The organism is Sphingobium sp. 15-1, from assembly GCF_013375535.1.
GTDB classification, from domain to species: Bacteria; Pseudomonadota; Alphaproteobacteria; order Sphingomonadales; family Sphingomonadaceae; genus Sphingobium; species Sphingobium aromaticivastans.
The window spans coordinates 1495001-1521079 of the sequence record NZ_JABXJG010000002.1; the positions used below are offsets into that span (position 1 = coordinate 1495001).

Genomic DNA, 26079 nt, shown 5'->3' on the forward strand with positions numbered 1-26079 from the left:
GGAACTGCCGCGCTTCTATGCTGCGCTGAACGCGGACACCGGCTCACGGCTCAGCCATCTTGCCCTGCGGTGGACCATCCTCACTATGGTGCGGACCCAGGAAACCCGCCACGCCCAATGGAGCGAGTTCGAAGGGCTGGGCGGACCCAAGCCGTTGTGGCGCATTCCCGCGGCGCGGATGAAGATGCAGTTGGAACATCTGGTGCCGCTGCCGCTACAGGCCGTCGAACTGCTCCGCGAACTCAGGGAGCTCAACGTCTACGGCAAGTTCGGTAACGAGCGGTTCGGGCAATATCTTTTCCCGGTCATCGGCAACAATGATGACACGATCAGTTCGAGCCGGATGCTGGTCCTGCTGCGGCGCCTCGGCGTCGGGGACAAAGCGACCGTCCATGGCTTCCGCTCGGTTGCGAGCACGATCTTGAATGAGTCCGGCCTCTTCAACGCCGACTGGATCGAGATGCAGCTTGCCCATGTCCCCCAAGGGGTTCGGAGCGTTTACAATGCCGCGCTCTATCTCGATCCCCGCCGCAAGATGTTGAAATGGTGGGCGGACTATCTCGATGACGCCGAGCGCGCTTCGAAGGCTATCGTCATCGAGGACAAGACCCCGAAGAAGAAGCCGGTCGAAGCGCTGGGCTGGTTTCAGTCGTCTTGGTAATTGGCCGGAGATCGCATCCAACGCATGATCCGCGACAGGCGCCAGGCAACCGCCCTTGCGCCTATTTTTTCAGGCGCGGGAAAGGTACCAAGGTGGATGTCGCGATAGATGGAAGCTTTGGGCTTCCCTGTTTTCTGGATCACCGCCTTGAGGCGAAGAAATTGCTCACTCATATCGTCCATTGCAAACCAAGCTCCTGTCCCGGTCTGCCCGCGCCCATATTGTGCCGCTTTTACAATGGCCGATCAAGGGCATGTCGGCGCATAGGGGAGGCGTCCTGGCACGGTTTGAGCCGCCCGTCGTCGCTATGCCTGACAGCGCAAACCGCCTATCACCGATCGGAGATAATAAGGGATCGCTGTGTGAGGTCGATATTTGTGCGCGCGGGCCATTTGCTGGGAGCTGGCGTCGAAAGCGTGACGCAAATTTCCGGCGGCAGCCTTTCGTCGGTCAGCCGGCTTGGTCTGGTTGGTGGCGGGACCGCGATCGCGAAGACCGGTTCGCGGGTGACCGTGGAGGCCACGATGCTGGGGGCGCTCCGCAGCAAGGGGGTGCCGACGCCGGCGGTCCTTGCAGGGGAAGCCGAATTGCTGATCCTGGAGGATCTGCCGGCTGCGGGGCAGCTTGCACGGGCATGGGCGCAGCTCGCGGATGTGCTCGATCATCTGCATGTGCCGATCGACAACCCCTATGGTTGGGATCGTGATTATGCCTTCGGCAACGTGGCCATTCCGAATGGTCCGAGAAGCAGCTGGGTCGAATTTTGGGGCGACAATCGGCTGCGGTGTCATCTTCCCCATGTTGATCGCCATCTGGGCGATCGCCTTGAGGAACTGGTCCGGCGGTTGGGCGACTTCCTACCGGACCATCCGCCGGCCGCCCTGCTTCATGGCGATCTCTGGGGTGGCAACATCCTGGTCAACGACGTCAGCATTTCGGGCTTGATCGATCCGGCAGCCTATTACGGCCACCGGGAAGTCGATTTGGCGATGCTCAGCTTGTTCGACAATCCTCCGGTCGCATTCTACGAAGCCTGTGGTCTTGAAGAAGGGTGGCGTGAGCGGCAGCCCATATATCGCTTATGGCCGCTCCTCGTGCATGCACGCTTGTTCGGCGGTAGCTATGTCAGGCAGGCATCGGCCTGCCTGGGTGAGATTGGGTTTTAAGTCGACCCTTCTTTGCCGTAGAGGGACCAATTTTCGATCTCCAGGTCCGGATGGGCAGCTATGCAGTTCACGCACCTCAAAGTGGCCGTTAGCGGGCTGTCAACTGGTGGGTAGCATATGCCAAAAAGGGGACGTTGTTTCATGTCTTTCTCAGACCCACTGCGGCGGGCGTAATCGCGACCGCCGGTCAATAGAAACGGTCATAGTCACCGCCGAAATCACCCAGCGCGGCCAGCTCGGCCAGCACGGTGATGGTTAATTTGAGCAAGCGGCGCATGCGGGCCGGATCGTCCCACTGGTCGTGACCGTGTTTGCCGCCATGGAAAAGATTGTTCCGCACCGTCTTGGCGTAGGCCACGACCTTGTCGAGGTCGGCAGTGTTCGGAGAGAAGGGCAGATCCTCGAAGTCATGTTCCAGGTCGCCGACGATCTGGCGCCGGGGCTTTTCTGTAAGGAGCGCCTCGGCGGCAGGTGATACGACATAAGCGGTGCGATGCACTTTCACGAACTTGTCCCAACTGGGATCGGCACGCGCGCCGATGACCTCGTTCTTCAGGAAGCGCTTTTCCTTGAGCGCGAACTCGAAGCGGGAGAACCAGTAGAAGAAGTCAAAGGCTAGATTGCGCATGTCCTGATCGATATCATCGTGGCGCATTGCTTTTTCGGCTCCAAATGGTTGGTCCGGTCAGACCAAATTCCAGGGTAGGCAGATGGATGCGGACAGGGACCTAATGATCAGGTGGCTGACCCACACCAGCGGCGGACTTGACTATCGACAGACCGAGTTAACCGCTAGTCCTTCCCCTGCAGTATTGGAGGCATTGGACTGAATGGCGCGGATTCGTAAAATCGAAATCAGGAATTTCCGGTCGATTGCGCGGCTGGACTGGTTTCCCCTTGCCGGCATCAATTGCCTGGTGGGTCCAGGAGACAGCGGCAAATCGACGATTCTCGATGCGATCGACTTCTGCCTCGGCGCGCGGCGGAATCTCGCTTTTTGCGATGATGATTTCCACCGGCTCCAGCTTGAGCAGCCTATCCAGATCAGCGTGACGCTGGGGGAACTGGACAGCCATCTGCGTTCGATGGAGGCCTATGGCCTGTATCTGCGGGGCTTCAATTTCCAGAGCGGCGATATCGAGCCGGAACCCGGTTCGGGCCTCGATACGGTGCTGACCGTCGAGCTCGCGGTGGGCGACGATCTCGAGCCGCAATGGCGGCTTGTCTCCGATCGGGCAGCAGAGCTCGGGCAGTCGCGCAGCTTGAGCTGGGCGGATCGTGTGCGCCTTGCGCCCACCCGGCTGGGGCAATCGGGCGAGCATAATCTGAGCTGGAAGCGCGGCTCGATCCTCAACAAGGTCTCCGAGGAGCGGGCCAGCGCCGCTTCGGCGATTGCGCAGGCCGCGCGCGATGCGCGCATCGCCTTTGGCGACAAGGCCAAGGATCAGCTGGGCGAAGCCCTCGCCGCGGTCCAAATGACGGCCGGCAGGCTAGGCGTACCGATTGCCGGGCAGGTTCAGGCTCTGCTCGACGCTCATGGCGTGAACTTTACCGGTGGCACGATTTCGCTTCATGGCGGGGACGGCGTGCCGCTGCGCGGTCTCGGGCTGGGATCGGTCAGACTGCTCGTCGCCGGATTGCAGCGGCATGTCGCGGGCGATGCCCCTATGATCCTGATCGATGAACTGGAGCACGGCCTTGAGCCGCACCGGATCATTCGCCTTCTGACCGAGCTTGGTGCGAAGGAGACGACGCCGCCGTTGCAGGCTTTCGTGACCAGCCATTCGCCGGTCGCGGTGCGGGAATTGTCAGTACAACAACTCCATGTCGTGCGACCGGGGGCACTTGGGCATATAGTGTCCTGGATGGGCCGCGCGGGCGATGTGCAGGGCACAGTACGCAAATTCCCCGACGCGCTTCTTGCCCGGTCGGTCCTAGTTTGTGAGGGCGCGAGCGAGGTGGGGCTGATCCGGGGACTCGATCTCTATCGCCAGGCAACGAACCGGCCATCGCTGACCGCTCTCGGGGTGGCGCTGGTCGATGGCGGCGGTGACACGACGTTCGACCGCGCGATCGCTTTCCAGAAGATGGGCTATCGGACGGCGGTGTTGCGCGACAGCGACATCGCCGTACATGGCGATCTCGAGGCCGGCTTCCTTCAGGCGGGTGGGCAGGTCTTCAAATGGACCGACGGCCATGCGCTGGAGGATGAACTTTTCATGTCCCTGTCGGTAGGGGGAGCGAAGCTGCTTCTCGAACGGGCGATCGATCTCAAGGAAGAAAGCGTCGTTGGCGATCATATCCGATCGGTTTCCCAAAATGCCTATCAGCTGGAGAATGTGCGGAACCTGGCGGCCTTCGGCAGTCTCGACGCGCAGACGCGCGCCATGCTCGGCCGCGCCTCGCGGGTTCGAAAAGGATGGTTCAAGAGCGTCAGCGCCATGGAAGCGGTGGCGCTGGAGATCGTCGCGCCCGATCTGCATCAGACCATTGGTGGCCAATTGCTCCCGACCATCGACGCCCTCTTCACCTGGTTCGGCCATGTCTGACACCACGCCCGATTTGCTAACGATCGCGCTCGGTGCAATCGTTGCGCCTGCCGGCTGCGGGAAGACCGAATTGCTGAGCCGTGCGCTGGCGCATCATGGGGGAAGCAAGCCGATCTTGGTGCTCACCCATACCAATGCTGGACTTGTAACGGTTTTGTGCCGGTCACCTGAGAGTTTAAGGCTCATTCAAGGAGACCGACGAGATGATCAAGCATAGTGAAGAGTTCAAGCAGGAGGCGGTGCGTATTGCGCTGACCAGCGGGTTGTCGCGCGAACGGGTCGCGTCGGATTTGGGCGTAGGCAAGTCGACCTTGAACAAATGGGTGTCGCACTATCGGCCGTCGGACCTGGTGGCAGCGCCGCAGGCAGATCTGGCTCGAGAGAATGAGCGACTTCGCCTTGAGAACCGCGTGCTCCGGGAGGAGAGGGAAGTGCTAAAAAAGGCAACTCAGTTCTTCGCGGGCCAAAGGCCGTGAGGTTCGCCTTTGTGCACAGCTGGCGGCATCGTTGGCCGGTAGAGCTGATGTGCCGTGTCTTGCAGGTCAGCGAGCGTGGCTATCGTTCCTGGCGTTCGCGACCGATAAGCCACCGGGAGCGGACGGACATGAGGGTGCTGGCCCATATCCGGGAACAATATAGCCTGAGCCTTGGCAGCTATGGTCGTCCAAGAATGACGATGGAGTTGAAGGAGGCGGGGCTCGATGTCGGCGAGCGTCGTGTCGGCCGACTGATGCGGATCAACGGGATTAGGCCGGTCCGCACGCGCAAGCACAAGGTGACGACAGACAGCCACCATCGTTTGGGTGTCGCGGCGAACTGGATGGACGGCGACTTTGCGGCCGATGCGCCCAACCGCAAATGGGCGGGCGACATTACCTATATCTGGACGTCGGAAGGCTGGCTCTATCTTGCCGTCATCCTCGACCTGCATAGCCGTCGCGTCGTTGGCTGGGCGGTCAGCGACAGAATGAAGAAGGACCTGGCGATCCGGGCACTCGACATGGCGGTCCGGCTGCGAAGGCCACCACAGGGCTGCCTTTTCCATTCAGATCGCGGCAGCCAATATTGCTCCTATGATTATCAGAAGAAGCTGCAGGCCTACGGCCTGCTTCCATCGATGAGCGGCAAAGGCAATTGCTACGACAATTCCGCCGTCGAGACATTCTTCAAATCCCTGAAGGCGGAAATGATCTGGCGGCAGAGCTGGCCAACCCGGCGGCAAGCAGAGACCGCCATCTTCCAGTACATCAACGGCTTCTACAATTCCCGCCGGCGCCATTCATATCTGGGCGGCATCAGTCCGCTCGCATTCGAAGCCAAGGTGGCATAATGAGATAGGTGATCGGCGCAAAACCGTTACAAGTCCATAGCGGCGAATTTCGGCGATACGCGTACCGAACTCGAACTCCAGCCGAGCGGCAGCTACAAGCCGGTCACGCGCTTCTGCGAATTCGTGAACGTCGCCGACCTGATGGCGATGTACCGCTCCGTCGCCGACGTGGTGCTGAAGGACGATCTGCGCCAATATGTCCAGCTACCAACCATCAAGGGTGGGAAACGGCAGATCATCGTCGCAAAATCGGGAGCGCCCTTCAAAGCCTATCAGCGGGTTCTCGCCGGGCGCATCAAGGCGATCGAAAACCGCACTGGCCGACCGCAAAAGGGCGACGACATTCTCCTCTCTGTCATCACCGATGGCAGGCACTCCGCGATCGACCTGCGGTTCGTCGATACGGGTGTTGGAAACGAGGAGGGCAACAAGCTCAATCTCCTGATTGAGAACGCCTATCGCATCTGGGACGAGACGAGCGACCATCGCTACACCGACCCGGAAACCGGGAAACCCTATCCGCTGCCCGGCGCCGTTCAGATGATCTTCTCCGATCTCGGCACCGAAGCCGCGCTCGAGACGCGGGGCTTTTCCGCCTATGTCTGGATCCGCGATCGCCTGATCGAGATGGGCGTCCCCGCCGACCAGATCGCGTTCATGCAGCACTATAAGAAGAACAGCGCGAAGCAGCGCCTGTTCAACGACCTCAATCAGGGGCGCAAGCGCTTCGTTCTCGGCTCCACGGCGACCATGGGCACCGGAGTCAACGCGCAGCAGCGTTTGAAGGCTCTCCACCATCTCGATGTCCCCTGGATTCCCTCCGACATCGAGCAGCGCGAGGGCCGGATCGAGCGGCAGGGGAACCAGAATGAGGAAATCGAGCTCTACGGTTATGCTACCAGCGGCTCGATGGATGCCACCAACTGGCAAATGCTTGAGCGCAAGGCACGCTTCATCAACATGGCCATGTCGGGCGACCGCTCTATCCGGCGGATCGAGGACGTCGGTTCCAATGTGAACCAGTTCGCTCTCGCAAAGGCTCTCGCATCCGGCGACGAACGCCTGATGAAGAAGGCTGGTCTCGACGCCGAGGTTGCGAGGTTGCTGCGCCTGCGTGATGCGCATGTCGACGATCAGCTCAACATCCGCCGGACCATCAGGCGGACCACGGATAGCATCGAGGACTGCCACAGGCAGATCGCGAGGCTCGAATCCGACATTGCCCGGCGTATCCCGACGAACGGCGAAGAGGTCATATTCGATGCCGGTGCCGCGATCATCAGCGACCGCAAGGCTGTCGGCGAAAAAATCCTCCTGCGAGCGTACCAGATCCGGACGCATGGCGTGGCGGCGCGCGAGATGCTCGGCACCTTCAACGGCATCGACCTGGAAATCACGGGCCATGAGGCCATTGCCGATGAAGGAGATATCGTAATTTCCACCACGATCATCATGCTGCACCACGGGGAGCAACGCGGATTCGAGGTCACTGACAAGACGCGGTCGAGCACGGTCGTTGGCCGGATCGAGTCATCCATTCGCAACCTCGACACGGATCTCGCCAGTGTATGGGCGAACCTCGAAGCCAGCGAACGGCGCCTTCCCGCCTTCGAGGCACGTCTGGGCCAGACATTCCCCGACGCCGCATTGCTGGAAGATAAGCTCCAATTACTCGCCGAGCTCGAAGCGGAATTGGCGAATAGCAAGGGCGAGTTCGAACCGGGTAACGACGGCGAGGCCCCCGTGACCGATCGCGAAGGCATCGATGGCAAGCCGTTGTCGGAGGCGGCTTGACCGGCCCCAGGCGCCCTATCAGGCGGCAGGCCAGCGATACCAACAGCGTATCTCTACGGTGCAGCCTGCCTTCGATTGCCGGGTCTTGCTGAAAACCTGCGGAAATCCATAGTCCGGTCGGCTCCGAACCGTCCAAGCTCCAGGGCTATTCCGCCTCATAGCCCGACTGACTGGGACCTCGGTACGGTGGGATTGGGCTGTCGGACCGACAGCAACGGCGGGTAAAAATCGAACCCATTGGCATAATCTGCCATAAGATGTTATGACCTCACTGCCGGAGGAGATACCGTAAATGCCGACTCGCAATGTGGTGCTGACCGACCATCAGGCTGAACTCGTGGATTCGCTGGTTCGCTCTGGACGCTACCAGAATGCGAGCGAAGTCCTGCGTGAGGGGCTCCGGCTGGTCGAGCGAAACGCTGCTGAAGATGCCGCAAGGCTCGATGCCTTGCAAAAGGCGGCGCAAACCGGGTGGGATGACCTCGATGCAGGCCGCTTTGTCGATGTTGAAGAGCATCAACTCGGCGAATTCATTGCCGGCTTGGGTCGGCAAGCGAAGAAGCGGGCGCGCGTGGCGCAATAAATGGCGCGCTATCGGCTGTCCGCCTCGGCGCAAGCCGACATCATCGACATATTGGAATGGACGCAGGCCCGCTTCGGCGACGCAGCACGCGAGCGTTATGAGGTGCTGCTCGCCACCGCTATCCGGGATATCGCGACCCATCCTGATCGGCCCGGTGCGGTTGACCGCCCCGAATTGGGGAAGGATGCTCGCACTTGGCATCTGCGCCTTAGTCGTGAGCGGGCACGGACCGACGTCGGGGCCGTCCGTCGTCCGCGCCATTTCATCCTCTTTCGAGCTACCAATCCCGATGTCCTGGAGATTGGACGCGTCCTTTACGACGCAATGGAGCTGGCGCGCTATCGCTTGCGCGAAGAGGACTGGAACTGACCGCCGCCATATTGAATCGCGGCGGTCCAGGGTCAGCGAGGTCGCTATCGCGCGCCAACTAGGGAATTTGATCCCAGATTCCCTCCTTGCTTCTGGTTCTGGCCCTTGCAGTCTCTCTATCCCAAACCCGGCGGCAATGGCGTCCGCCCTGTCCTCGACAACATAATCGCAGAGCGGCAGCGATATCGCGTCTCTGACCGCGAGGTCCGTGCCGATTTCGCCGGCGCAGCAGCTTTCCTTCATCCCATCGCGATTGGAGGGAGGGGGAAGGGGGGGACGGCTGGATGGTGCTGATGGGCACGGGCTGGCCGATCTTGTAACCCACCTTCTCCGGAGAAACTCCCATGGCATCGCTTGCTCAAGCGCCCGCGCAAATTTCGCACGCCCCGTCCGGCGCCTATCACGTAGACGTCTCGCGCGGTACATCCAACACCCGCGTTTCCTCCGAATGGTTCTCCAGGCCGGACGACGAGCGCTTTCTCTCCCTTGGCGATCTTTACGTCAGCGTCCGGACCCGAGCGGAACAGTCGCATACCCGCATCATCGAGAGCCGCGCCATCAAGGTTGAAGCCCGTCGTGACGAGCCCGAGCGTCTCGCGCTGATCCTCCCCGACAACGACATGCCCGTTGCGCCCACCAACTGGTCATTCGGCCAGCTATGCAGTCTGGTGGGCGCGCCCGCCTCCTATATGCGCGAGCTGCCCGCGCCGCTTGCCGGCATCAATCTTCAATATGGTCTGCAAAATCACAGGAACGAGCATGTAAAGCTCCTCCAGACCAATATGGGACGCACGGAATTGCGCTCCGTGACCAGTGAATCGTACGGCCGGGTCTGGGACCACCGTCTCATCGAAGCGATCATGCGCTTTGCGGGCAACGGCACCGGCGACACGCGCTGGAAAGTGCCTGGCGTGCTGGACTGGCGAACGATGAACTATAATCCCCATGTCGATGTCACCAAGGAGACGACGACCTTCTATGCATCCGACCGCGATGTGTTCGTGTTCTTGGTCGATGATACGCACCCGATCGAGGCGGGTAAACTGCCGAATGGCGAACCGGATCTGTTCTTTCGCGGTTTCTATGCGTGGAACAGCGAGGTCGGCGCCAAAACCCTCGGCATCGCGACCTTCTACTTGCGCGCGGTGTGCGCCAACAGGATATTGTGGGGCGTTGAGAATTTCGAGGAGATCAAGATCCGGCACTCGAAATTCGCGGCCGGACGTTTCGCCCATCAGGCTGAACCGGCGCTCGCGCATTATGCCGACGCCTCACCTCGAACCTTCATCGACGGGATCAGGACCGCACGCGAACGGATCGTCGCGCGCAAGGACGAGGATCGCGTGGATTTCCTGCGCAGGCGCGGCTTCTCCAAGTCCGACACCTCCAAGGTGATCGAGGCCGTGCTGGCCGAAGAAGGAAGGCCCCCCGAGAGCGTCTTCGACTTCGTGAACGGCATCACCGCGCTGGCACGCGCCCGGCCGCACCAGGATGCGCGCATCGACCTCGAAAGCAAAGCCCGCGGGCTGCTTGAGCAGATCCACTGAGAGGAGATCGACCACGCCCGAATTCACGATCGAAACCACCTTCCGGCTGCCGGCCTATCGCCGGCGCACCTATCAGGCTGACACTGCCGAACAGGCTTGCGAGGCAGCACTGGAGGATGACGACTGGTCCGGCCAAAAGGAGGATTATGAGGTCCATGGGCCAGCCCATGTCAGAAGCCAACGAATGGCGCCTTCCCGCCTTTGAGGCACGGCTGGGCCAGACATTCCCTGACGCCGCATTGCTGGAAGACAAGCTCCAGTTACTCGCCGCGCTTGAGGAGGAACTGGCGAATAGCAAGGGTGAATTCGAACCGGGCAACGATGGCGAGGCCCCCGTGACCGATCGCGAAGGCATCGACGGCAAGCCGCTGTCGCAAGCGGCTTGACCGGCCGCCGGTCCCTATCAGGGGCCAGGCCGCCATCCCATCGCGATTGGAGGGAGGGGGAAGAGGGGGATCGGCTGAATGGTGCTGATGGGCACGAACCGGCCGATCTTGCAATCCACCTTCTACGGAGAAACTCCTATGGCATCGCTTGCTCAAGCGCCCGCCAGTCTTTTCGATTTCGTCCAGGGCATCACCGCCCATGCGCGGAAGAAATCCCATAAGGACAAACGCCTCGACGTCGAGGCCAAGGGGCGCAAGCTCCTGAAAAAGGCGCGCTGAGCGCCCGACGTAAACCCGCTTTTCCGAACCCCTTCGGCTCCGGCGCCCGCCGGGGCCGCAATTCTTCTTGCGAAAGGATTCCGCCATGAGCGCTTCCCCTCAAATGCAGACCTTCCTTGTCGAAGTCCAGTTCCTGAGCGGCGACGAGCAATATGGGATGGAACTCTACATGATCGACGCGCCGAACTGGTATCGCGCCGAGCAGCATGCGCTCGAACGCTCGGGCGAGAGCGTCTATGATAACCCGCTGATCCCTGATTTGCGTCGTCGCGTTGTTTCCAAGCAGGTCTGAGAAGCGGGAACCGATCTCCCGCGATCGGTCCCTCTTCTGCCTCTGCGTCGGACTCCTCAAATCCGGAGCATTTTCCATGTCCCGTTCCTCACGTGGGCTGGCATCCTTATTGTCAGCTTCTCCATCCTCAACCGGAACCCATCCAGAGCTGCGAAGTCCGAACGGCGAACTCCCAGCGCTGCCAGGGTCGGAAATCGGACGTTACTGCGTCCTTGCCACCACCCATCTTTCCATCGCAACAGCGGCCCTGCTCGACAGTTGGACCAATGGCCATGCGCATGAGGCGCCGATCATCGTTGCCCGAAACGCGCGTGGTTGGTTCGTGGCAACACGGCAGGCCGACGCCGCGCGCGAATTTTCGCTTCCCAACGATCTTCTGGAAGCGATCCGCCTGGCACGCAGCCGGGGTATCGGCCTGCTGCATTTCGACTGCGACGGTCCGGTGCTCGCGGAACTGCCCGTTCATGACGGGTAATCGGCTGATCCTGCCGATAGCGCTTTCAGGCGAGCGTTGAAATAGATCAAGCGGTCGGCGGCAAGCTCAGCCACATTCGCCTGGATCACATAGCCTTGCTGCCGCAGCACATCGCCAAGATCACGAACAATCGTGATCAGATCCCGTGTGGAAATTCCGCTGTCCAATATACGGAGTATCTCACGTTCGTCTTCGTCAAGTTCACGCATAAAGCCTCCCCGATCTGTGTCGATCCAGAGGGTGATTGAATTCCTGGAGCATGGCCGGGTCGGGCGCGATTGCCATCGGCGCCGAGTCCGCCATGCGCTGAGAATAGTATCTGATGCGCAAGACGACAACGGCGACTTCTGCCAGCGGTCAGTGATCATCTGATCGATCCGTCCTCGTCAGTCATTCGTGGCGTAGTCCCCCCCTTTCGCCGGAGGTTCAACTATGGACATTATCGTTACCCGCGTCCGGCTGCCGGGCGCGGCGCTCCTATTCGAATATCGCGCGCTGGTGCCATGGACGGCACTCTCAACTGACCGACAGGCTATCCTTCCTTCTGTCCTTGGCCCTCATATTGCGGGCCGGCCTCAATGTGTACGCCTTGCACCGCTGATCGCGCCCGATCCCTATTTCGCCATGCGGGAACCTGAGCGGTCCTATCTGGCTCGCCGCATTGGCCTGGTGGCCCGGCGGGTCGAGACGCTGCTCGTTCGAGCCGTCTTTCCCGAAATGACCGCTGATATGCTGCCGATCCATTATCGCGGCGATCATGAGACGGGCGATGCCTGCCATTGCGTTCCGATTATCGACCTCGCAACTGCGTTCGATCGGCTCGAGCCGGCTCTCGACGTGCTGATGGCAAGCGATCTCGGACTTTACCAGGGCTGCGCCCAAAATGCGGCCTGAGCTTCACACGAAAGGATCGGCATATGAACCAGAGTGATGAGTTCAGTCTTGAAACCGCGGCGTGCCTCTGGGATTTCGTGTCGGAGTGGATCGTTCGCCACATCGACTGGTCCGATCCCGCCCGTCCCACGATCAGAGCGCAGCCCCTGCCGAAGGGTGGCAAGCTGCTCACGGAGCCGGTCCTTCTGCCCGCTACGTCTCCTACCTCCGAAACGCCTATAAGCGAAGGAATTTGACCATGGGACGCTCGGTTTCCTATCCCAGCGGGGCGCATGTCGCGTACGCGCAATGGGACGCAGGCTGGATCGCCGACGACGATGACCCCGCCAGCGGCCATGTCGACGAACTTGTCGCACAGGACGACTGGCAGTTCATCGTCGAGGACTTCCGCGAGCAAATCCTCGTGCACTATCCTTCGGCCTGGATCGCGAACGGCTGGATCGGCCGCGAAGACCGGACTGTCGCCATGAACCGCTACGCCACCTTCGGCATCTCGGAATATTGCGGCTGCATCGCTTACTGGGTGGTGCTGCGCGAGGATATCGACGCTGATCATCAGGGACTGGCGGAGCGCTGGTTCGACCGGATCGCGGCGAAATTCGAGCAGCGGTTCGCAACGCTCGTCCGTCTCGGCACATTCTCCAACGGCGAGGCGATCTATCGGCGCATCGCCGCCTGACTGCGGGATCGGGCAATCGCAGTCGCCTCGCAAATCCATATCAGCCGGTCCTTTCATGCCGCCAGATCCCGGAGGCGAGTCCGGGCGATGGAGTGGAGGAAGGTCGCAGTGAAGGGCAACGAATAGGTTGCTGCAATCCCGGAGGCTTACATGACCTTTCCCACCATGATCCACACCTCGGTCAGCCAATCCCTGCTCACCAGGATCGGACGATTCCATAATGGCGGTGCCCTGGATATGCTCCTCGAAGCCATCCAGAACGGACGTAGAGCAGGCGCGACGCGCATCGATATCGGCCTGACTGTGACCGATCGAGGCCCCGTGCTGCATATCTGCGACGACGGCCGCGGCATCGCCGATCCCGCCAAGTTTCTGACGCTTGGGGATTCGGGTTGGGATGAGAATATCGCGCGCTCCGAAGACCCCGCGGGCATGGGTGTGTTCAGCCTCGCGGGCCGCCATGTGATCGTACACTCTCACGCTGCCGAACGCGGTGCAGCCTGGCAGGTCACCATCACGCCTGACGCATGGGAAAGCGGCCAGCCGCTCGATGTCACCCCTTCCGCCCTCGACAGGGGGACTGAAATCCAGATCGACTTGCCCGAAGCGTGGGCACAGCAGCTAGAACAGGCGGTGAAGGATGCTGCGCGTTTCTGCCCGGTACCGATCTGGTTCGGTGGAAAACTGTTGCCCCAGGAAAGCTTCCTTCGCGAAGCGAGACGGATAGAGGAATGGAACGGCTGTCGCATCGGCATTTTCGCCGACAAACATCATGTCTACCGCGAAAAGCCCCGGATCAACTTCCACGGCCTCACCGTGCCCTGCCGACTGCCGCATATCCAAGACGCGAATGGCGGTTGCGGATGGTATGTGAAGGTCGACATCGTCGATGCGCCTGACCTCAAGCTCGTGCTCCCCGCGCGCAAGGAGATGGTGCAGAACGCGGCGCTCGATGCGCTGCGCGAAGCCTGTGAAGCCGCGGTCTTTCGCACAATCGCCTGCGAGGGCCACCATCGGCTTTCCCATGCCCATTGGTTAAGGGCGCAGGCGCTCGGAATATTCCTGCCGGAAGCCGCGCCCTGGCTCTCGGCCTGGACGCCGCGCACCGCCGAGGCGAGCAGCGATCTTTTCGGTGACCGGGTGGCGGGCGAGCCGATGATCCTGATGCGAGTGGGCGAAGCCCATATCGAGCAATGTGTCGGTCGTGCCATCGCTTCGGGGCGACCGCTCGGCGCTACCCCTGTTGACCCCGTCGGTGAATTTGTGGGTTACAGCTGGTACGACGCCCTTCCGCGCATAGTAGGCTCCTCCTTTCGCATCGAACAAGGCGAAGGTAACATCGTCGATTATGCCGCGGGCAAGCCAGTGCCCCCGGGATTGATCACCGGACGGGTCGATAGGATATCGCTCGAACTTGCCGTGCAGATGCCGGACGTTCCCTGCGAAGCTGCGGAGGTGCTCGCACTACCCGCCGATGTCGTGATCATTCCGCCCGATTGCTGGACCGATCTCGATGACGTCATTGTTCTGCTCGGTGCCGATTGCGTGATCGAACCTGGCGATCTCGCTTCATTGCTGGCATCCGCCTATTTCTCTCCTAGCGAGGATTGCGAGGCCGACAGCTATCATAGCCAGCAAGCGGCGTTCGACATGCAGGCGCGTTTTGTCGCCAACATGCTGCTGCTCGGCGAGGACGCCGCGATCATCCAGCGGGTCCGCGAAGCGATGCGCGAGCATGTCTCTTGGCTGATCCCCCGGGATCGACCGATCACCGTGCGCGCCGTCAATTATCTGGTCGATGTCGCCTTCGCGGACAGTGACCAGACACCCGCGCCGGAAGCCGCCCAATAGGGCATGCGCCGGACCAGTCATTACCCGGACGGTGCCCTGTGCATCGCGCACGGACATAGCTTTCAAGGAGCGCTATATGAACGACGATCAATTCGACACGCTGGTCGACGACGCCACACATGCCGTCAACAACCTCATTCCCGACAAATATCTGGACCGCATGGGCGACGATGCGCGCAGTGGCTTGCTCGTCTCCATCAACGATGCCCTGACCGCCATCCTACGTGACGTGATCGGCCATGCCGACGTCAGCAACGGCAATCCAACCCGAGCCTGTACGATTGCCGCGATGATCGGTGAACTCATCGAGGTCCATATCGACAAGTGCGATAAGACCGAAGGCGGCGAGACTGACCATCCGCCCCATGTGATTTCGGAAGTTCACGGCACCAGAGCTAATATTGACAGCATAGCCAGCTGCGAGGTCGAGGCGGTAACGCAAATCTATCTGGTACTCGACGATGGCGCAGCGTTCCGCATCACCGTGGAGGCCGTGGCTCCATGATCGACATGCATTTGGCGCTCCGCGCGCTAAGACGACTCGCCCTTGCTTCGACGCAGGACGAGATCGACGCCGCAAGAATGGAAGCCGCCGACGTCCTCGACCAGGCCGGTTGGGAGAGGTCAGCGCGCATCGTCGTTGAAAGCATTGGCCGCTCGGTTGTTTCCGATTCTCGGGCCAGCTCCTCGCAAAGGGTCTGATCCCGGCAACCGATCCATCCGGCCGACCCCAAAGCTTCCTCACCGCAATCCCATGGAGGATATCATGCCAGCACTGTCTCCGCTCAGGGCACGTTTGGCTGGGGTCTCCCACAGCTACGCGATCGCCATCCGGCGCAGGGCAGCCACCGGCCGCAACCAGTTCGTCATCCGCACCGGCGACCCGATGCAGCCCTTCCGCGTAACCGAAACATGTCCCGCAAATGGGGAGGAACTGCTCCTGTGCGTCGTCTGACCCAAAGATACTGCCACTGCGGACGCCGCCGGTAGGATCAAATATGAGGCCTCCGGCCGGTCGCTGCTGTTCCCTTTCGGGCAACGGTTGCCCCGGCAGACTGCCCCTCAGGGGCGATTGGCATCCGCGTGGGTCCAGCGGTACGGTCCCCACGACATAGTGTGGATACCCGCCCTGAAAATGGCATCCCGGCATCGGTCGGGAGGCCATTTTTTTATGCTGCCAAGGTCTGAATCCGAAGGGGCGGCCAGCGATCGGCCCGCCCGATTTCTCTTCTATATGACGGTCGGTGCCAGGCTTTCGCGGGATGCGGGCACCCGCTTCGCGGAGCGTCCGCACCATCCGAGCGCCTCCATGGAGGAGATCGGTCAGCCATTCGAGATCCCGGAACGCGTCCATCACCATCCGCTCCGACAGGATATCGTCAAGCCGCCGCTGATAGGCGTCGCCTTTCCCGTGGCGGATAAGCGCGATGTCTCTGGCCTTGCCCAGATGGCATTGGTGATCGGCAAGGGTATGGCGCGGATTGGGAAGGATCGGCGCGTCGGGCGGGGCGGGGTGTGGCAGGGCAGAGGGAGGGAAGAAGGGACGGCGGATCCCGGCAAGCCGGGACCGGGCTCTATCTCCGCGAGCTACGCTCGCTCCGACCGGACCCGCGTTCCGCGGTTCCGTCCTTCGGTAACGATCCCTTCCGCGGCGCGCGCGGCGAGGGCGCCCATTCCCGCCGATATCACCACTGCGGCACCGGCACCGCAAGGCAGGCTTCGCCTGAGGAATCGCGCTGGCGCGCGATAGCGTCTTTGGAGCCCACAATCCCATCGCCCCCTTCGCCGCCTCCCAGTGTCCCTGGCGTGCCACACGGATTTTCGTCGCCAAGAATTGCGTCGGGGGGAAGCTCCGCTAGGCAAAATGGGGCCGGCGGCGTTTGTCTGTTTCAAGAGCAGCGCCGGCCCCATTTTACCAAGCTGCGCTAACATCCCCCCTCCCGTGCTTCTTGGCGACAAGAAATCCGCGCGGCCCTTGGGACCCTGCGAGGACGGCTCCGGGTGCGATGGGATCGAGGGCGCGCTTCGCTCCACGACGCGGTCGATCGAAAGAATTGCCCGCTGGCGCGGTCAATGCGTCTTTGTATTGGTTCCGCTTCGCGGAGATTTATGCTCGGACTCACCAAGTACGATGTAAATCTGTCAAAAAATCAATGCCCTGTAACGACAAGAGGGGAGGGGGTATAAAGAAGATGTCGGAAGGGAATGGTCCCAAAAGACAGGGTAATATACCCGGCATCTTGGAGTAATTGTTATGCAGATCGGTTCTTTCAAGCCTAATAATGGCACGCTGTTCGGTTCCATTGCGACCGCCAGCCTGCATCTACCGCGCCTTGGTCTCAAACCCGTTCAGAGCAACCATGAACGCGCCCCGTCCTTCGAAGTGATGGCGCTCAATCCCGCGCGGCGCTGGGTCCAGATCGGCGCACTTTGGGAGGCAACCGCCAATTCGACCGGCGAAACCTTCTACCAAGGACAGGTTGACGATCCGAGCTTCAACGCCCCCCTGTCGATCGCGCTTTTCGGCGACGGGGAAGATGGCTTCAACGTCGCTTGGAACCGTCGCCGCAAGCGTCAGGAAGACAACTTCAATGACGCCGAAGGCGGCCCAGAGGAAAGCGGAGGCGATCCGTTCGGTGCGGAACCCGGCAATGATCCGGCCCCCCGCCGTGCGCGTCGCGGCCGCAAAGCGGACAGCTTCGAGGGGAACGCCGACGATAGCGGCAACCTCACCGAACGGCAGGGGATCGACGACGAAATCCCGTTCTGATCGACCGTCCGACGGGCGGGGGAAGCGTTAGCCGCGCTCCCCCGACCCTGAGCCGAAACCCCCTCGATAGGTGCTGATACCATGAGCAAGGAAACGACCTCACGCCGCTATAGCAACTTTGCCGACATGCGCGAAGCCTTCAACCCATCCCAACCGTCCGCGACCGATGACCCGGCCCGCGAAGGCGATCCGCTGGACGATCTTCAACCCGACAATGCCGAAGCGACCCGCCAGCGTCTCGGCCATTTCAGCGATGTTGGCGAAGTCTATGCCGAGGAAACCGCCATCCCTGAAATCGAGGCCGCGTTTGGCGACGTCCAGCCGCTCGCCATCATCGAAGGCGCGCGCGATCCCGAAGAAGTCGACATGCCGCACCCGATGCAGGCGCAGCAGGATTGCGGGGCGATCATCGCAACCCTGTTCGACCTTTTCCGGGATTCAAGGATGGAGGCAACCGCCCAGCCAATCGCATGGGGCTTCGTCAACAGCTTCCATCATAAGGCGCGGAAGCTGGCGGGCATAGAGGATAGCCTAGCCTTCAAGCTGGGGGAGATGGTCCGCGATCCCGAAGCGGGCGAAGTCTGGAACAGCAATGTCGAGGAATTGCAGGCCCGTTGCTATACGGTCGCGGAACAGCGCGCCGCGATAGAGGCGATGCGCGATTATGCCGCCGCCGTCTATCGCGCCGAAACGGGTTACCCTTGGAGCGCGGCCCGCGGTTCCAGAGCGTCCAGCGTCACCACGGCAAGTCAAATCGCTGCCGCCGATTTTTTGCGCGAACGTGCCCTTGAAGCGCGCGAACGCTACAAGCCACAAGGTCCCATCGTCGTCTTTTCGGGCGGGCAGGAATGGCACGACTGGCGGATGATCTGGGACAAGCTCTATCAGATCAAAGCCCGCGTGCCGCACATGATCCTTGTGACCACCGGGCAGCGCAAGGGAGCCGACGCCATCGCCGCCGCATGGGCCGCAGCGGCAGGTGTCCCGCTTGTTGCCTTCACCCCCGAAAGCCGCCTTGGACGGCGCGCCGGGTTCGTCCGCAACGAGAAGATAGTGAATCTCCGTCCCCGCCCCGTCGAGGCGCTTGTCTGCCAAGGCTCCGGCATACAGGCGAACCTGCTCGACCTTCTCAAGGATGCGGGTATCCCGACCCATGCTTTCCGTGTGGATAGCCAGCGGCCCGATACCGAGGGGATCGACGCAATCCGTGCCGCCAAGCGCGAACGCCAGACTCTCCTCGCAGCCTAACCCACGGTCCGCCCTTCGGGGCGGGCCACCTTTTCCGGGAGAAGTTTCATGGTCAGAGTCTACGGAAGTTGTATCGAACCGGGCGGCATGGAACTGGACGACGAGAGCTTCGAGGCTCCATGCCCGACCTGTAGCAAGCCCGCCCGCCATCACTATTTTCAGCAACTCGACGGCGGTTGTATCAACCCCTATCACACCATCGATTGCGACCATTGCGGACACCAGAGCGGCTATGAATTTCTAGGGCCGCCATAGGCCGCTATTCCCATCTTTCACCTGGCGGGACCGGCGTGAACACACCCGCGCCGGTCCTTTGCCGTGCTGTTGCGTCAGGTGGGGGAAACCCGAACGGTTTCCCCCACGCCGCTCCTTTTGACGGACCTGGCGGCCCGTCAACGTCGCTCCCCTTTCCGCTATGGATGAAACGGATATGGGACCATCAACGGGCGTTCGGCAGGGGCTTGAGCGCGGCAAGCGCTGCGGCACCACCGACCCGCACCACCTGTCCCAGCACATCGCGAAACTCGCGCTCGCTCAACCCCTCGACGGGCAGTTCGCTAACGATCCGGGCATAGCGCTCGCGCAGCTTCTGCCGTGTCGCCTCTATCTCCGTATCCATCCGCTTTTGACGCTCGACCAGATCAGCGAGTTTCTCACGTTCCGATATTTTCGGCATGACCATCTTCCTTCGGCATGGTCTGCCCGCCACCGCTCCATTCTTCCCGGTCTGTCAGCGCGATGCAATCCCCACCAGCAGCAGAAAAGTGGCCCCGCCCGTGCCCGGACGTGGCTTCGCAGCGACGTTGTCGCTGCGCAAGGCAGGACGCACGGCCATGGCCGTTTGTAATGCACCCCACGCACGGGTGCTGCACGGCGTTTTCCCAGCATTTCTGCGGCTTTGCGGGCGTCATACGGGTGTTACCGATGCACTGCCGATTGTCATACTGGTATGACCGGACCATCGCATTTTCTCGATAAGATACTGAAATGACGCGGTATGATCCATATTACTTTGCCGCATCCTGACATTCTCAACGTGCTGTCCTCGAGGCGTTGAAAAATCCGGTTATTTCAACTATAAAGGCTGTGCTTCACCTCCCCGGCAGGGGCTCCGTATCATCGGAGCTTGTGCATGGTCACAGTTACTTTTCGTCTCGACGACGCCCTCCATCGGCGTCTGCTGCGTCGTGCCCATGGGGCCGATCTCAGTTTGTCCGCGTTCATCCGATCGGTTCTGACCCGGGCCGCCGATCCCGACCGTACCTATATTTACTCGTCAAAAGACGAGATCCTGGCCGTGGCAATCCAGACCTTCGCCATCCTCGTGACCGCGATCGGCGAACGATCGCCACAGGCCCTCGAAAAGGGGCAAGGCTATGCCCGCCAACTGCTCGATGAGCGGGGCCTGTTGGCCGAGGAGGGACGCTCATGAGCATCTTCCGCAATGATACGCTCGGCAGCTGGACGAGGGGTGGGCAGGCCATCGTTCACAATGTTCGCATGACCACCCAGGTCTTCTACCAGACATGCCTTGCAGGGATGGTGATCTGGATCGGCGGCATCATCTGGTATGCGCTCGAAAAATCCTCCGATTATGAGCGCTTTGTCCTGGTGAAGATCGGTCAGGCGACCTTCATGGGCGATACCGTTCCCGGCAACGTCACGCCGATCCTGTTCAGGACACCGGCGGGCCTGCAATATTGGACGACGCCCAAGGCCCTGCTCGACTCCAGGCTTGCCCATAACACCCTTGCCGCCTTTGAAAGCTACCTCCTGCACGGGGCTGCTCTGTCGGGTGTCTTCGCCCTCGCCATGCTGTTTTGGGCCTGGTTCTATTTCACCCGCACGGGGCGCGGCCTGGGCTCCAATCAATTCATGCGGGGCGCCCGCTTCGGCACCGTCGGTCAATTGAAGCGCGCACTGATCTGGCAGAAAAAGGGAGCGCTTACGATCGGCGGTGTACCCGTGCCGGAGGCTTTCGAGCCTGAGCATATCCTCCTCTGCGGAGCGCCCGGCACCGGCAAAACCAACCTCATCGTCAAGATGCTCGACGGCATTCGCGTCTCGGGTCGACGGGCGATCGTCTATGATACGGCCGGCACCTTCGTCGAGAAATTCTATCGGCCGCAATATGACACGCTGCTCAATCCCCTCGACCAGCGGACCGCTCGCTGGTCCCCCTGGGTCGATGTCCCGCGCGACTATCATTATGACCAGATCGCCGAGTCCACGATCCCGGACAAGGGCGGTGATCCCTTCTGGGCGAAGGCGGCGAGAGGGACTCTGGTAGCAGTCCTGCGAAAGCTCGCCCGGCAGAAGCACACCTATGTCTCCCTGCTCCTTGATCGGCTGCTCCGGTCCAAGCTCAAGGATCTTGTGGCGTTTGCGGCGGGCACCGATGCCGCAGCCTTCCTCAGCATGGAGGGAGACCGGACCTCGGCCGGCATCCAGGCGGAACTGGCCTCGGTCATGCGCAGCTTCTCTTATCTCGACGACACCGAGGACGGCTTCTCCATCCGCGACTGGGTCGAAAAAGGGAAGCCGGGAAGCTGGCTGTTTATCACCGTAAAAGCGGACCAGCTCCCCTCGCTCCGTCCCCTGATCACGGTCTGGCTCGACATCGCCATCAGCGCCATCATGAGCCTCATGCCGGATCGGGACCGGCGACTCTATTGCGTCATCGACGAACTTCCAACGCTCCAGAAGCTGCCCTCCTTGAGCGACTTCCTTGCCCGCGCGCGCAAATATGGCGGCTGCGGGATATTGGGATTTCAAAGCTACCCGCAGCTTGAGGCGACCTATGGCATTCAGGACGCCGCCGCCATCACAGGTTACTGTTCGACCTGGGTGGCGCTGCGCGCCAATGATACCCCGACCGCCAAGCATGTTTCGGAAAATCTTGGGCAGGTCGAACAGGTCGAAGCCAATGAAGGCATGAGCTATGGCGTCAACGACATGCGGGACGGCGTCAATCTCTCCCGGATACAGGTGACCCGGCCGCTTGTCATGCACACGGAGGTGACGAACCTTCCCAATCTTTCCGGTTTCCTCCGGTTCGGGCGTGATCTTCCGGTCGTCAAGTTCGCGGACCGGTACAATGTCGTCTCCTCTGACGAACCTGCATTTGTCGAACGTGTGGGTCCGCCGGCGCAGCTCAGCAAGGCGGACGAATTGGTAAAACTGGCCAAGGCCGAGGCCCGGGTGCGCGAGGCGCTCGATCGGGAAAGGGAGCAGGGTGATGATCTGCGTCCTCCCGCTAAGGAGGGGCAGGGCTCCAGTGCTTATGCCACCGGTGCGCCGAGCGTGGATGGGTCGCCTGCGGTCGAGAGTGAGGCGGCGCAGGTCGACGCCATTCTCGGCGCGGAGCAGGGTGAATTGCCGATCCCGCCGCGCGATGCCTGGACCTTGCTGGCGGCGCGACAGGGAAGCATCCAGTCGAACCTCGTCCAGCATGGCCGCGCCGATGGTCCCCGCGAAGAGGCGAGGCCGGCATGATCAATCCCGTGCGCCTGCATGGCAAACCCGGTAACATCGCGCGCTATTATGCGCTCGGCGATTATTACAAAAAAGGTTTCGATGAGCATTCCGAATGGGGAGGGTCCCTAGCCCGCGACCTTGGTCTGGAAGGAATGGTCGATCACGAGATATTCGAGCAACTGCTCTCCGGCCGTGTTGGGGAGCAGCAGCTTGGAAGACACCGCAAGGGCGGGGAGATCGAGCATCACCCCGGTTGGGATTTCGCGGTCAACGCACCCAAGTCGGTTTCCATCATGGCGCTGGTCGCGGGAGACGAGCGGATACTGGCTGTACATGAAAATGCCGTTGGGAGGGCGTTGGACTATCTGGAGGAACATGCCGCCCTGCGGCACCGCGTTGCAGGCGAGATCGTCCATGAGACGACCGGCCGACTGATTTTTGCTCGCTTCACCGAACATGCCAGCCGGGAACTCGACCCCCATCTCCACACCCATGTGGTTGTCATGAACATCACCGGCCGGGACGGTGAGGCGCAAATGGCAAGTCTGGAAACCCGCGCCATGTTTGCGGAGCAAATGACCGCGGGACAGGTGTATCGCAACGACCTGGCCCATGGCCTTCGGGAGCTGGGTTATGAAATCGAGTATGATCCGCGCACCGGCCTTTTTGAAATCAAAGATGTCCCGCAGGATCTGGTGAAGGCATTTTCCAGGCGTGCCGAACAGATCGATGTCCATGCGCGGGAAGAGGGGTTGACCGGGCAGGCCGGACGCCAGGCCTCCTTCTATGCGACCCGGCCTCCCAAGCAGAAGGTCGATATCGAGGCGCTGCGGGAGCAATGGCAGCAACGATCGGAACGGTATCGCGAAGGTCTTGACCTGTTGAGCCGAAAGGAGAGGAGGGAGATCGTTCCACGGACCGCTGACGTCGGCCGGGCCGCCCTGTTCGGCATGCGACAGGCGGAATCGCGCGAAGCGGTGAACAATCTGGGACGCATATTCCGTCTCGGCCTCGCTTCCCATGTTGGGGAAGTGCGCTTGTCTGACGTCCGCCCGATGATCGAAGCCCATGAGGCACGGCGCAAGCTCCTGGCAACGCACGAGCAAACGGGCGACCGGATACTGACCCGGGGGCGCACGACGAGAAAAACCGCCCGTCTTGAGCTGGCATTGACCCAGCATCTTGCCCTTGCGCTGAACGATGCTCGGCCCATCGCGTCTACGGACCGGCTGCTGGTCGCGCTCGACAAGGCAGGCTTGACGCCTGCCCAGGAACAGGCGCTGGTGGATGTCGCGATCTCGCGCGATCGGGTGAATGGCATCCATGGGGTGGCCGGTTCGGGGAAATCAACGCTGGTCAAGACGCTCAAAGAGGCTGCGGAGCCAGGGACCATCCTCATCGCGACCGCACCGACCTCGTCGGCGACATTGAAGCTCGGGCAGGATGCTGGCATAGAGTCCCGGACTGTTGCCAGCCTGCTTGCCGGGGGCGGGCATGGTATCAGTGACCGTCATGTGCTGGTGCTGGATGAGGCCGGGCAGCTCGGCAATCGGCAAGCTTCCCGTGTGCTGGGGATCAGCCGGAAAACGGGGGCTCGCCTTCTCCTCTTGGGTGACGATCACCAGACCGGTGCCATCGAGCAGGGCAAAACCTTCTGGTTGCTGCAACGACTGGGGTTGCCGACCGCGGAACTCAAGGAGTCGGTACGGCAGGAAACCAAGTCGATGAAGGCGGCGGTTACGTACGCGCGCGAGGCTGACTATCCCGCTTCGATCGCCGCTCTCGATAAGGTCGTAAGCGGGGAGAGCGTGGACATACTCGCCAAGGACATGGTGAGGGAGTGGACCCGGCTCAAACCGGAGCATCGCGCTGGCACGAACATTCTCGTGCTTGAAAATGCCACTCGTCTGGCTGTGAACGCCCAGATACGGGAAGCGCTCCAGAAGGAGGGGGGCATCGCCATCGAGGAGAGTCGTGTCCAGATTTTGTCGCCGGCGGGGATGACCGATGAAGAGAAGCGGTTCGCGCGCTTTTATTCGGGTGGGCAGGTCGTGAAATTTGGGCGTGACATTGCCGAGGCCGGTATCGCCCGGGACGCGGAATATCGCGTGGCAGGACTTGGCCGCAATGAGAACGGCCGGCAAATCGTTCGCCTTGCCGATGAGCAGGGACGGATTATCCGATGGGATCCCCGATCGACGCGACCCCGACAGATCAATGTCTTTGACCAAGGTGAGCGAGACTTGGCGTCCGGGGATCGCGTTCAATGGCGACTGGCCAACAAAGAGCTTGATCTGAAAAATGCAGAGCGGGGCACGGTCGAGAAGCTCCATGGATCAATTGCGACCATCAGGTGGGATCGGGATGCCAGAATCCAGACCGTTGATCTGTCCATCCACAAGACCTGGGACCATGGCTATGCCGAGACGGTGTATTCGTCGCAGTCGAAGACCTATGCGCGTGTCTATGTCTTGGCTCCGATAGGATCAAGTCTGGTCAATGGTCAGAATTTTTACACGGCGATTACCAGAGCGCGCCTGGGGGTGAAGCTCTGGACGGAAGACAGAGATAAGCTCGCGCAGAAATTGGAGCGGAACTCAGGCGAAAAGACATCGGCACTTGAAGGGCTTGGTCGCCTGGATCGAGATAGTCGAACCATTTTCATCGAGCGCCATGGGGAAGAACTGCGCCGTCAACGCATCGAACAGGAAATCCAGCGGCGGGAGAGGCGAGAACGTTTGAGTTCGGCAAATCCTCGATCGCGCGTGGACGGATTGAGTTTGCCTGAAAAGCTGGCAGGTCGCGCGCAATCGGCCACCGAGCAGATTGACTCATTCTTGCGTTCATTCATTGGGGGTGATCGGCCTACGCCGGAACCGACCCACAATCAGGGGCTTCATCGGACGAGGGGGCAGGATCGATGAGCAGGCTTTGGGGCCTGCTGACGGCAGCAATGATCGTTATGAGCGCGTCAATCGTGCATGCAACTCCCGCTAACGCCGCCCAGCTTGCCGGGGATGTCGAGGTGGCACGGTGCATTCGGCTTGCATCGAATGGCAACGGCTGGTTGGAAAAGACGCTCTGGGGGCTGCGAGATCAGGAAGCGGGGTGGATTGGAGCAAGGATCAGGAACGCTGACGGCAGCTATGATTTGGGTCCCTTGCAGATCAATAGTTGGTGGGTGCCGAGAATCTCGATCTTGGTCCATCGATCGGAATCTGAGGTATGGCATCGGCTTCAGCATGACGCTTGCTTCAATGTGTACGCCGCGCGCTGGATATTTCTGACCGAATTGCAGGGCGTGCGAAATTACTGGACAGCGATTGGTCGCTATCACAGCCGGGTTACATGGAGGAAAAATCTTTATATTCAGAATGTAGGGATGAGGCTTATTGCGCGCTTTGGAGCTGATACTTTCGGAAAAGAAAAATAACCTCTGATACCTATTCCTCTACATTCCTGCTCAAGCGGATGCAGACGTATGGGAGTCGCCGCCGTCTTCCCCCGCTAATATGCGTGACACCGGTTCGATTCCTTCGAGCATTCCTAACTTGAAGCGAACGGCGGATTGACCGCTCACGGCGGGATGGCTCTGGCAGGTTCAGACTATTTGCCAACTCGAGACAGATAGCATTGTTCAGGATATGTAAGCGACTTTTTGAAAAGCACAGTGCGCCCATTGGTATGTTCCTAGGCCAAATTCTGGTCAAACTTAAAAAGTGCGTTCTC

At 60.9% G+C, this 26079-nt stretch carries 31 protein-coding genes (1 of these 31 running past the window's edge); 26 read left to right on the plus strand and 5 right to left on the minus strand.

Annotated features, from left to right (window positions below; translation table 11 throughout):
* On the plus strand, nt 1-661 hold the 3' portion of the coding sequence (locus HUK72_RS22720; RefSeq protein WP_176598774.1) for an integrase arm-type DNA-binding domain-containing protein. It extends 626 nt beyond the left edge of the window; 661 of the gene's 1287 nt are visible here — the last part of the coding sequence; the start codon falls outside the window, past its left edge; its stop codon occupies nt 659-661.
* Here HUK72_RS22720 and HUK72_RS22725 read toward each other — a convergent pair.
* Nucleotides 646-843 (minus strand): AlpA family transcriptional regulator, encoded by a 198-nt coding sequence (locus tag HUK72_RS22725; RefSeq protein ID WP_176598775.1) that lies wholly within the window; start codon nt 841-843, stop codon nt 646-648. The two genes, HUK72_RS22720 and HUK72_RS22725, sit on opposite strands and share 16 nt — an antisense overlap.
* Nucleotides 844-1023: 180 nt before the next feature.
* Between HUK72_RS22725 and HUK72_RS22730 the strand changes: the two genes are divergently transcribed.
* Nucleotides 1024-1827: a fructosamine kinase family protein gene (locus tag HUK72_RS22730; RefSeq protein ID WP_176598776.1), complete on the plus strand. Its 804-nt coding sequence runs from the start codon at nt 1024-1026 to the stop codon at nt 1825-1827.
* Nucleotides 1828-2014: 187 nt separating this feature from the next.
* Here HUK72_RS22730 and HUK72_RS22735 read toward each other — a convergent pair whose 3' ends face one another.
* Nucleotides 2015-2482: a hypothetical protein gene (locus HUK72_RS22735; protein WP_176598777.1), complete on the minus strand. Its 468-nt coding sequence runs from the start codon at nt 2480-2482 to the stop codon at nt 2015-2017.
* 175 nt (nt 2483-2657) lie between these two features.
* Here HUK72_RS22735 and HUK72_RS22740 point away from each other — a divergent pair, with 175 nt between their 5' ends.
* The 9 genes from HUK72_RS22740 (at nt 2658) to HUK72_RS22780 (ending at nt 10956) form a co-directional block, all read left to right on the plus strand.
* Nucleotides 2658-4376, plus strand: a complete 1719-nt coding sequence (locus tag HUK72_RS22740; protein WP_176598778.1) for an ATP-dependent endonuclease — start codon at nt 2658-2660, stop codon at nt 4374-4376.
* Nucleotides 4377-4579: 203 nt separating this feature from the next.
* A protein-coding gene (locus tag HUK72_RS22745; RefSeq protein ID WP_218035957.1) for an IS3 family transposase occupies nt 4580-5706 on the plus strand; the annotation gives its coding sequence in 2 pieces (ribosomal slippage) (nt 4580-4811 and nt 4811-5706; 1128 coding nt in all).
* 123 nt (nt 5707-5829) lie between these two features.
* On the plus strand, nt 5830-7500 hold the full coding sequence (locus HUK72_RS22750) for a helicase-related protein (RefSeq protein WP_255325923.1): 1671 nt from the start codon (nt 5830-5832) through the stop codon (nt 7498-7500).
* Nucleotides 7501-7792: 292 nt separating this feature from the next.
* Complete coding sequence (locus tag HUK72_RS22755; RefSeq protein WP_176598779.1) at nt 7793-8083, plus strand: type II toxin-antitoxin system ParD family antitoxin; 291 nt, start codon at nt 7793-7795, stop codon at nt 8081-8083.
* Nucleotides 8084-8452, plus strand: a complete 369-nt coding sequence (locus HUK72_RS22760; protein ID WP_176598780.1) for a type II toxin-antitoxin system RelE/ParE family toxin — start codon at nt 8084-8086, stop codon at nt 8450-8452.
* Between the two features lie 344 nt (nt 8453-8796).
* A complete protein-coding gene (locus HUK72_RS22765) occupies nt 8797-9999 on the plus strand; it encodes a DUF932 domain-containing protein (protein ID WP_176598781.1) in 1203 nt (400 codons plus the stop codon).
* Nucleotides 10000-10166: 167 nt separating this feature from the next.
* Nucleotides 10167-10385 carry a hypothetical protein gene (locus tag HUK72_RS22770; RefSeq protein WP_176598782.1) on the plus strand — a complete coding sequence of 73 codons (219 nt, stop codon included), beginning with the start codon at nt 10167-10169 and terminating at the stop codon, nt 10383-10385.
* 78 nt (nt 10386-10463) lie between these two features.
* Nucleotides 10464-10664: a hypothetical protein gene (locus HUK72_RS22775; protein ID WP_137708834.1), complete on the plus strand. Its 201-nt coding sequence runs from the start codon at nt 10464-10466 to the stop codon at nt 10662-10664.
* 85 nt (nt 10665-10749) lie between these two features.
* The gene (locus HUK72_RS22780) at nt 10750-10956 is read left to right on the plus strand and encodes a hypothetical protein (protein WP_176598783.1); all 207 of its coding nucleotides are present in this window, start codon (nt 10750-10752) and stop codon (nt 10954-10956) included.
* Between the two features lie 127 nt (nt 10957-11083).
* On the opposite strand, the gene HUK72_RS27050 is transcribed toward HUK72_RS22780, so the two are convergent.
* Nucleotides 11084-11422 carry a hypothetical protein gene (locus HUK72_RS27050; protein WP_218036211.1) on the minus strand — a complete coding sequence of 113 codons (339 nt, stop codon included), beginning with the start codon at nt 11420-11422 and terminating at the stop codon, nt 11084-11086.
* Nucleotides 11419-11640 carry a hypothetical protein gene (locus tag HUK72_RS22790; RefSeq protein WP_176598785.1) on the minus strand — a complete coding sequence of 74 codons (222 nt, stop codon included), beginning with the start codon at nt 11638-11640 and terminating at the stop codon, nt 11419-11421. The genes HUK72_RS27050 and HUK72_RS22790 overlap by 4 nt, the downstream gene beginning before the upstream one ends.
* Before the next feature lie 223 nt (nt 11641-11863).
* Between HUK72_RS22790 and HUK72_RS22795 the strand changes: the two genes are divergently transcribed.
* From HUK72_RS22795 to HUK72_RS22845, 11 genes are all read left to right on the plus strand, one after another.
* Nucleotides 11864-12325 (plus strand): hypothetical protein, encoded by a 462-nt coding sequence (locus tag HUK72_RS22795; protein WP_176598786.1) that lies wholly within the window; start codon nt 11864-11866, stop codon nt 12323-12325.
* A 23-nt stretch (nt 12326-12348) separates the two neighbouring features.
* Entirely contained in the window at nt 12349-12561 is a 213-nt protein-coding gene (locus HUK72_RS22800) for a hypothetical protein (protein ID WP_176598787.1), read from the plus strand.
* Between the two features lie 2 nt (nt 12562-12563).
* Nucleotides 12564-13004, plus strand: a complete 441-nt coding sequence (locus HUK72_RS22805) for a hypothetical protein (RefSeq protein WP_176598788.1) — start codon at nt 12564-12566, stop codon at nt 13002-13004.
* Nucleotides 13005-13154: 150 nt separating this feature from the next.
* Nucleotides 13155-14855 (plus strand): ATP-binding protein, encoded by a 1701-nt coding sequence (locus HUK72_RS22810; RefSeq protein ID WP_176598789.1) that lies wholly within the window; start codon nt 13155-13157, stop codon nt 14853-14855.
* Between the two features lie 76 nt (nt 14856-14931).
* Nucleotides 14932-15360, plus strand: a complete 429-nt coding sequence (locus HUK72_RS22815) for a hypothetical protein (RefSeq protein ID WP_176598790.1) — start codon at nt 14932-14934, stop codon at nt 15358-15360.
* Nucleotides 15357-15557, plus strand: coding sequence for a hypothetical protein (locus HUK72_RS22820; protein WP_176598791.1), 201 nt, complete (start codon nt 15357-15359; stop codon nt 15555-15557). Before HUK72_RS22815 ends, HUK72_RS22820 begins: the two co-directional genes overlap by 4 nt.
* A gap of 64 nt (nt 15558-15621) precedes the next feature.
* Nucleotides 15622-15810 (plus strand): hypothetical protein, encoded by a 189-nt coding sequence (locus HUK72_RS22825; RefSeq protein ID WP_176598792.1) that lies wholly within the window; start codon nt 15622-15624, stop codon nt 15808-15810.
* A 216-nt stretch (nt 15811-16026) separates the two neighbouring features.
* On the plus strand, nt 16027-16605 hold the full coding sequence (locus HUK72_RS22830) for a hypothetical protein (protein WP_176598793.1): 579 nt from the start codon (nt 16027-16029) through the stop codon (nt 16603-16605).
* A gap of 504 nt (nt 16606-17109) precedes the next feature.
* A complete protein-coding gene (locus HUK72_RS22835; RefSeq protein ID WP_176598794.1) occupies nt 17110-17625 on the plus strand; it encodes a DUF736 domain-containing protein in 516 nt (171 codons plus the stop codon).
* An 81-nt stretch (nt 17626-17706) separates the two neighbouring features.
* A complete protein-coding gene (locus HUK72_RS22840; protein ID WP_176598795.1) occupies nt 17707-18873 on the plus strand; it encodes a DUF2493 domain-containing protein in 1167 nt (388 codons plus the stop codon).
* 48 nt (nt 18874-18921) lie between these two features.
* On the plus strand, nt 18922-19128 hold the full coding sequence (locus HUK72_RS22845; protein ID WP_176598796.1) for a hypothetical protein: 207 nt from the start codon (nt 18922-18924) through the stop codon (nt 19126-19128).
* Nucleotides 19129-19312: 184 nt separating this feature from the next.
* On the opposite strand, the gene HUK72_RS22850 is transcribed toward HUK72_RS22845, so the two are convergent.
* A complete protein-coding gene (locus HUK72_RS22850; RefSeq protein WP_176598797.1) occupies nt 19313-19549 on the minus strand; it encodes a hypothetical protein in 237 nt (78 codons plus the stop codon).
* A gap of 456 nt (nt 19550-20005) precedes the next feature.
* Here HUK72_RS22850 and HUK72_RS22855 point away from each other — a divergent pair, with 456 nt between their 5' ends.
* From HUK72_RS22855 to HUK72_RS22870, 4 genes are read left to right on the plus strand one after another with little or no spacing between them, the layout of a single operon-like run.
* Complete coding sequence (locus HUK72_RS22855) at nt 20006-20305, plus strand: CopG family transcriptional regulator (RefSeq protein WP_176598798.1); 300 nt, start codon at nt 20006-20008, stop codon at nt 20303-20305.
* The gene (locus HUK72_RS22860; protein WP_176598799.1) at nt 20302-22368 is read left to right on the plus strand and encodes a type IV secretion system DNA-binding domain-containing protein; all 2067 of its coding nucleotides are present in this window, start codon (nt 20302-20304) and stop codon (nt 22366-22368) included. The genes HUK72_RS22855 and HUK72_RS22860 overlap by 4 nt, the downstream gene beginning before the upstream one ends.
* The gene (mobF, locus tag HUK72_RS22865; protein ID WP_176598800.1) at nt 22365-25274 is read left to right on the plus strand and encodes a MobF family relaxase; all 2910 of its coding nucleotides are present in this window, start codon (nt 22365-22367) and stop codon (nt 25272-25274) included. Before HUK72_RS22860 ends, mobF begins: the two co-directional genes overlap by 4 nt.
* Complete coding sequence (locus tag HUK72_RS22870; protein ID WP_255325924.1) at nt 25271-25783, plus strand: lytic transglycosylase domain-containing protein; 513 nt, start codon at nt 25271-25273, stop codon at nt 25781-25783. Before mobF ends, HUK72_RS22870 begins: the two co-directional genes overlap by 4 nt.
* Nucleotides 25784-26079: the final 296 nt, after the last annotated feature.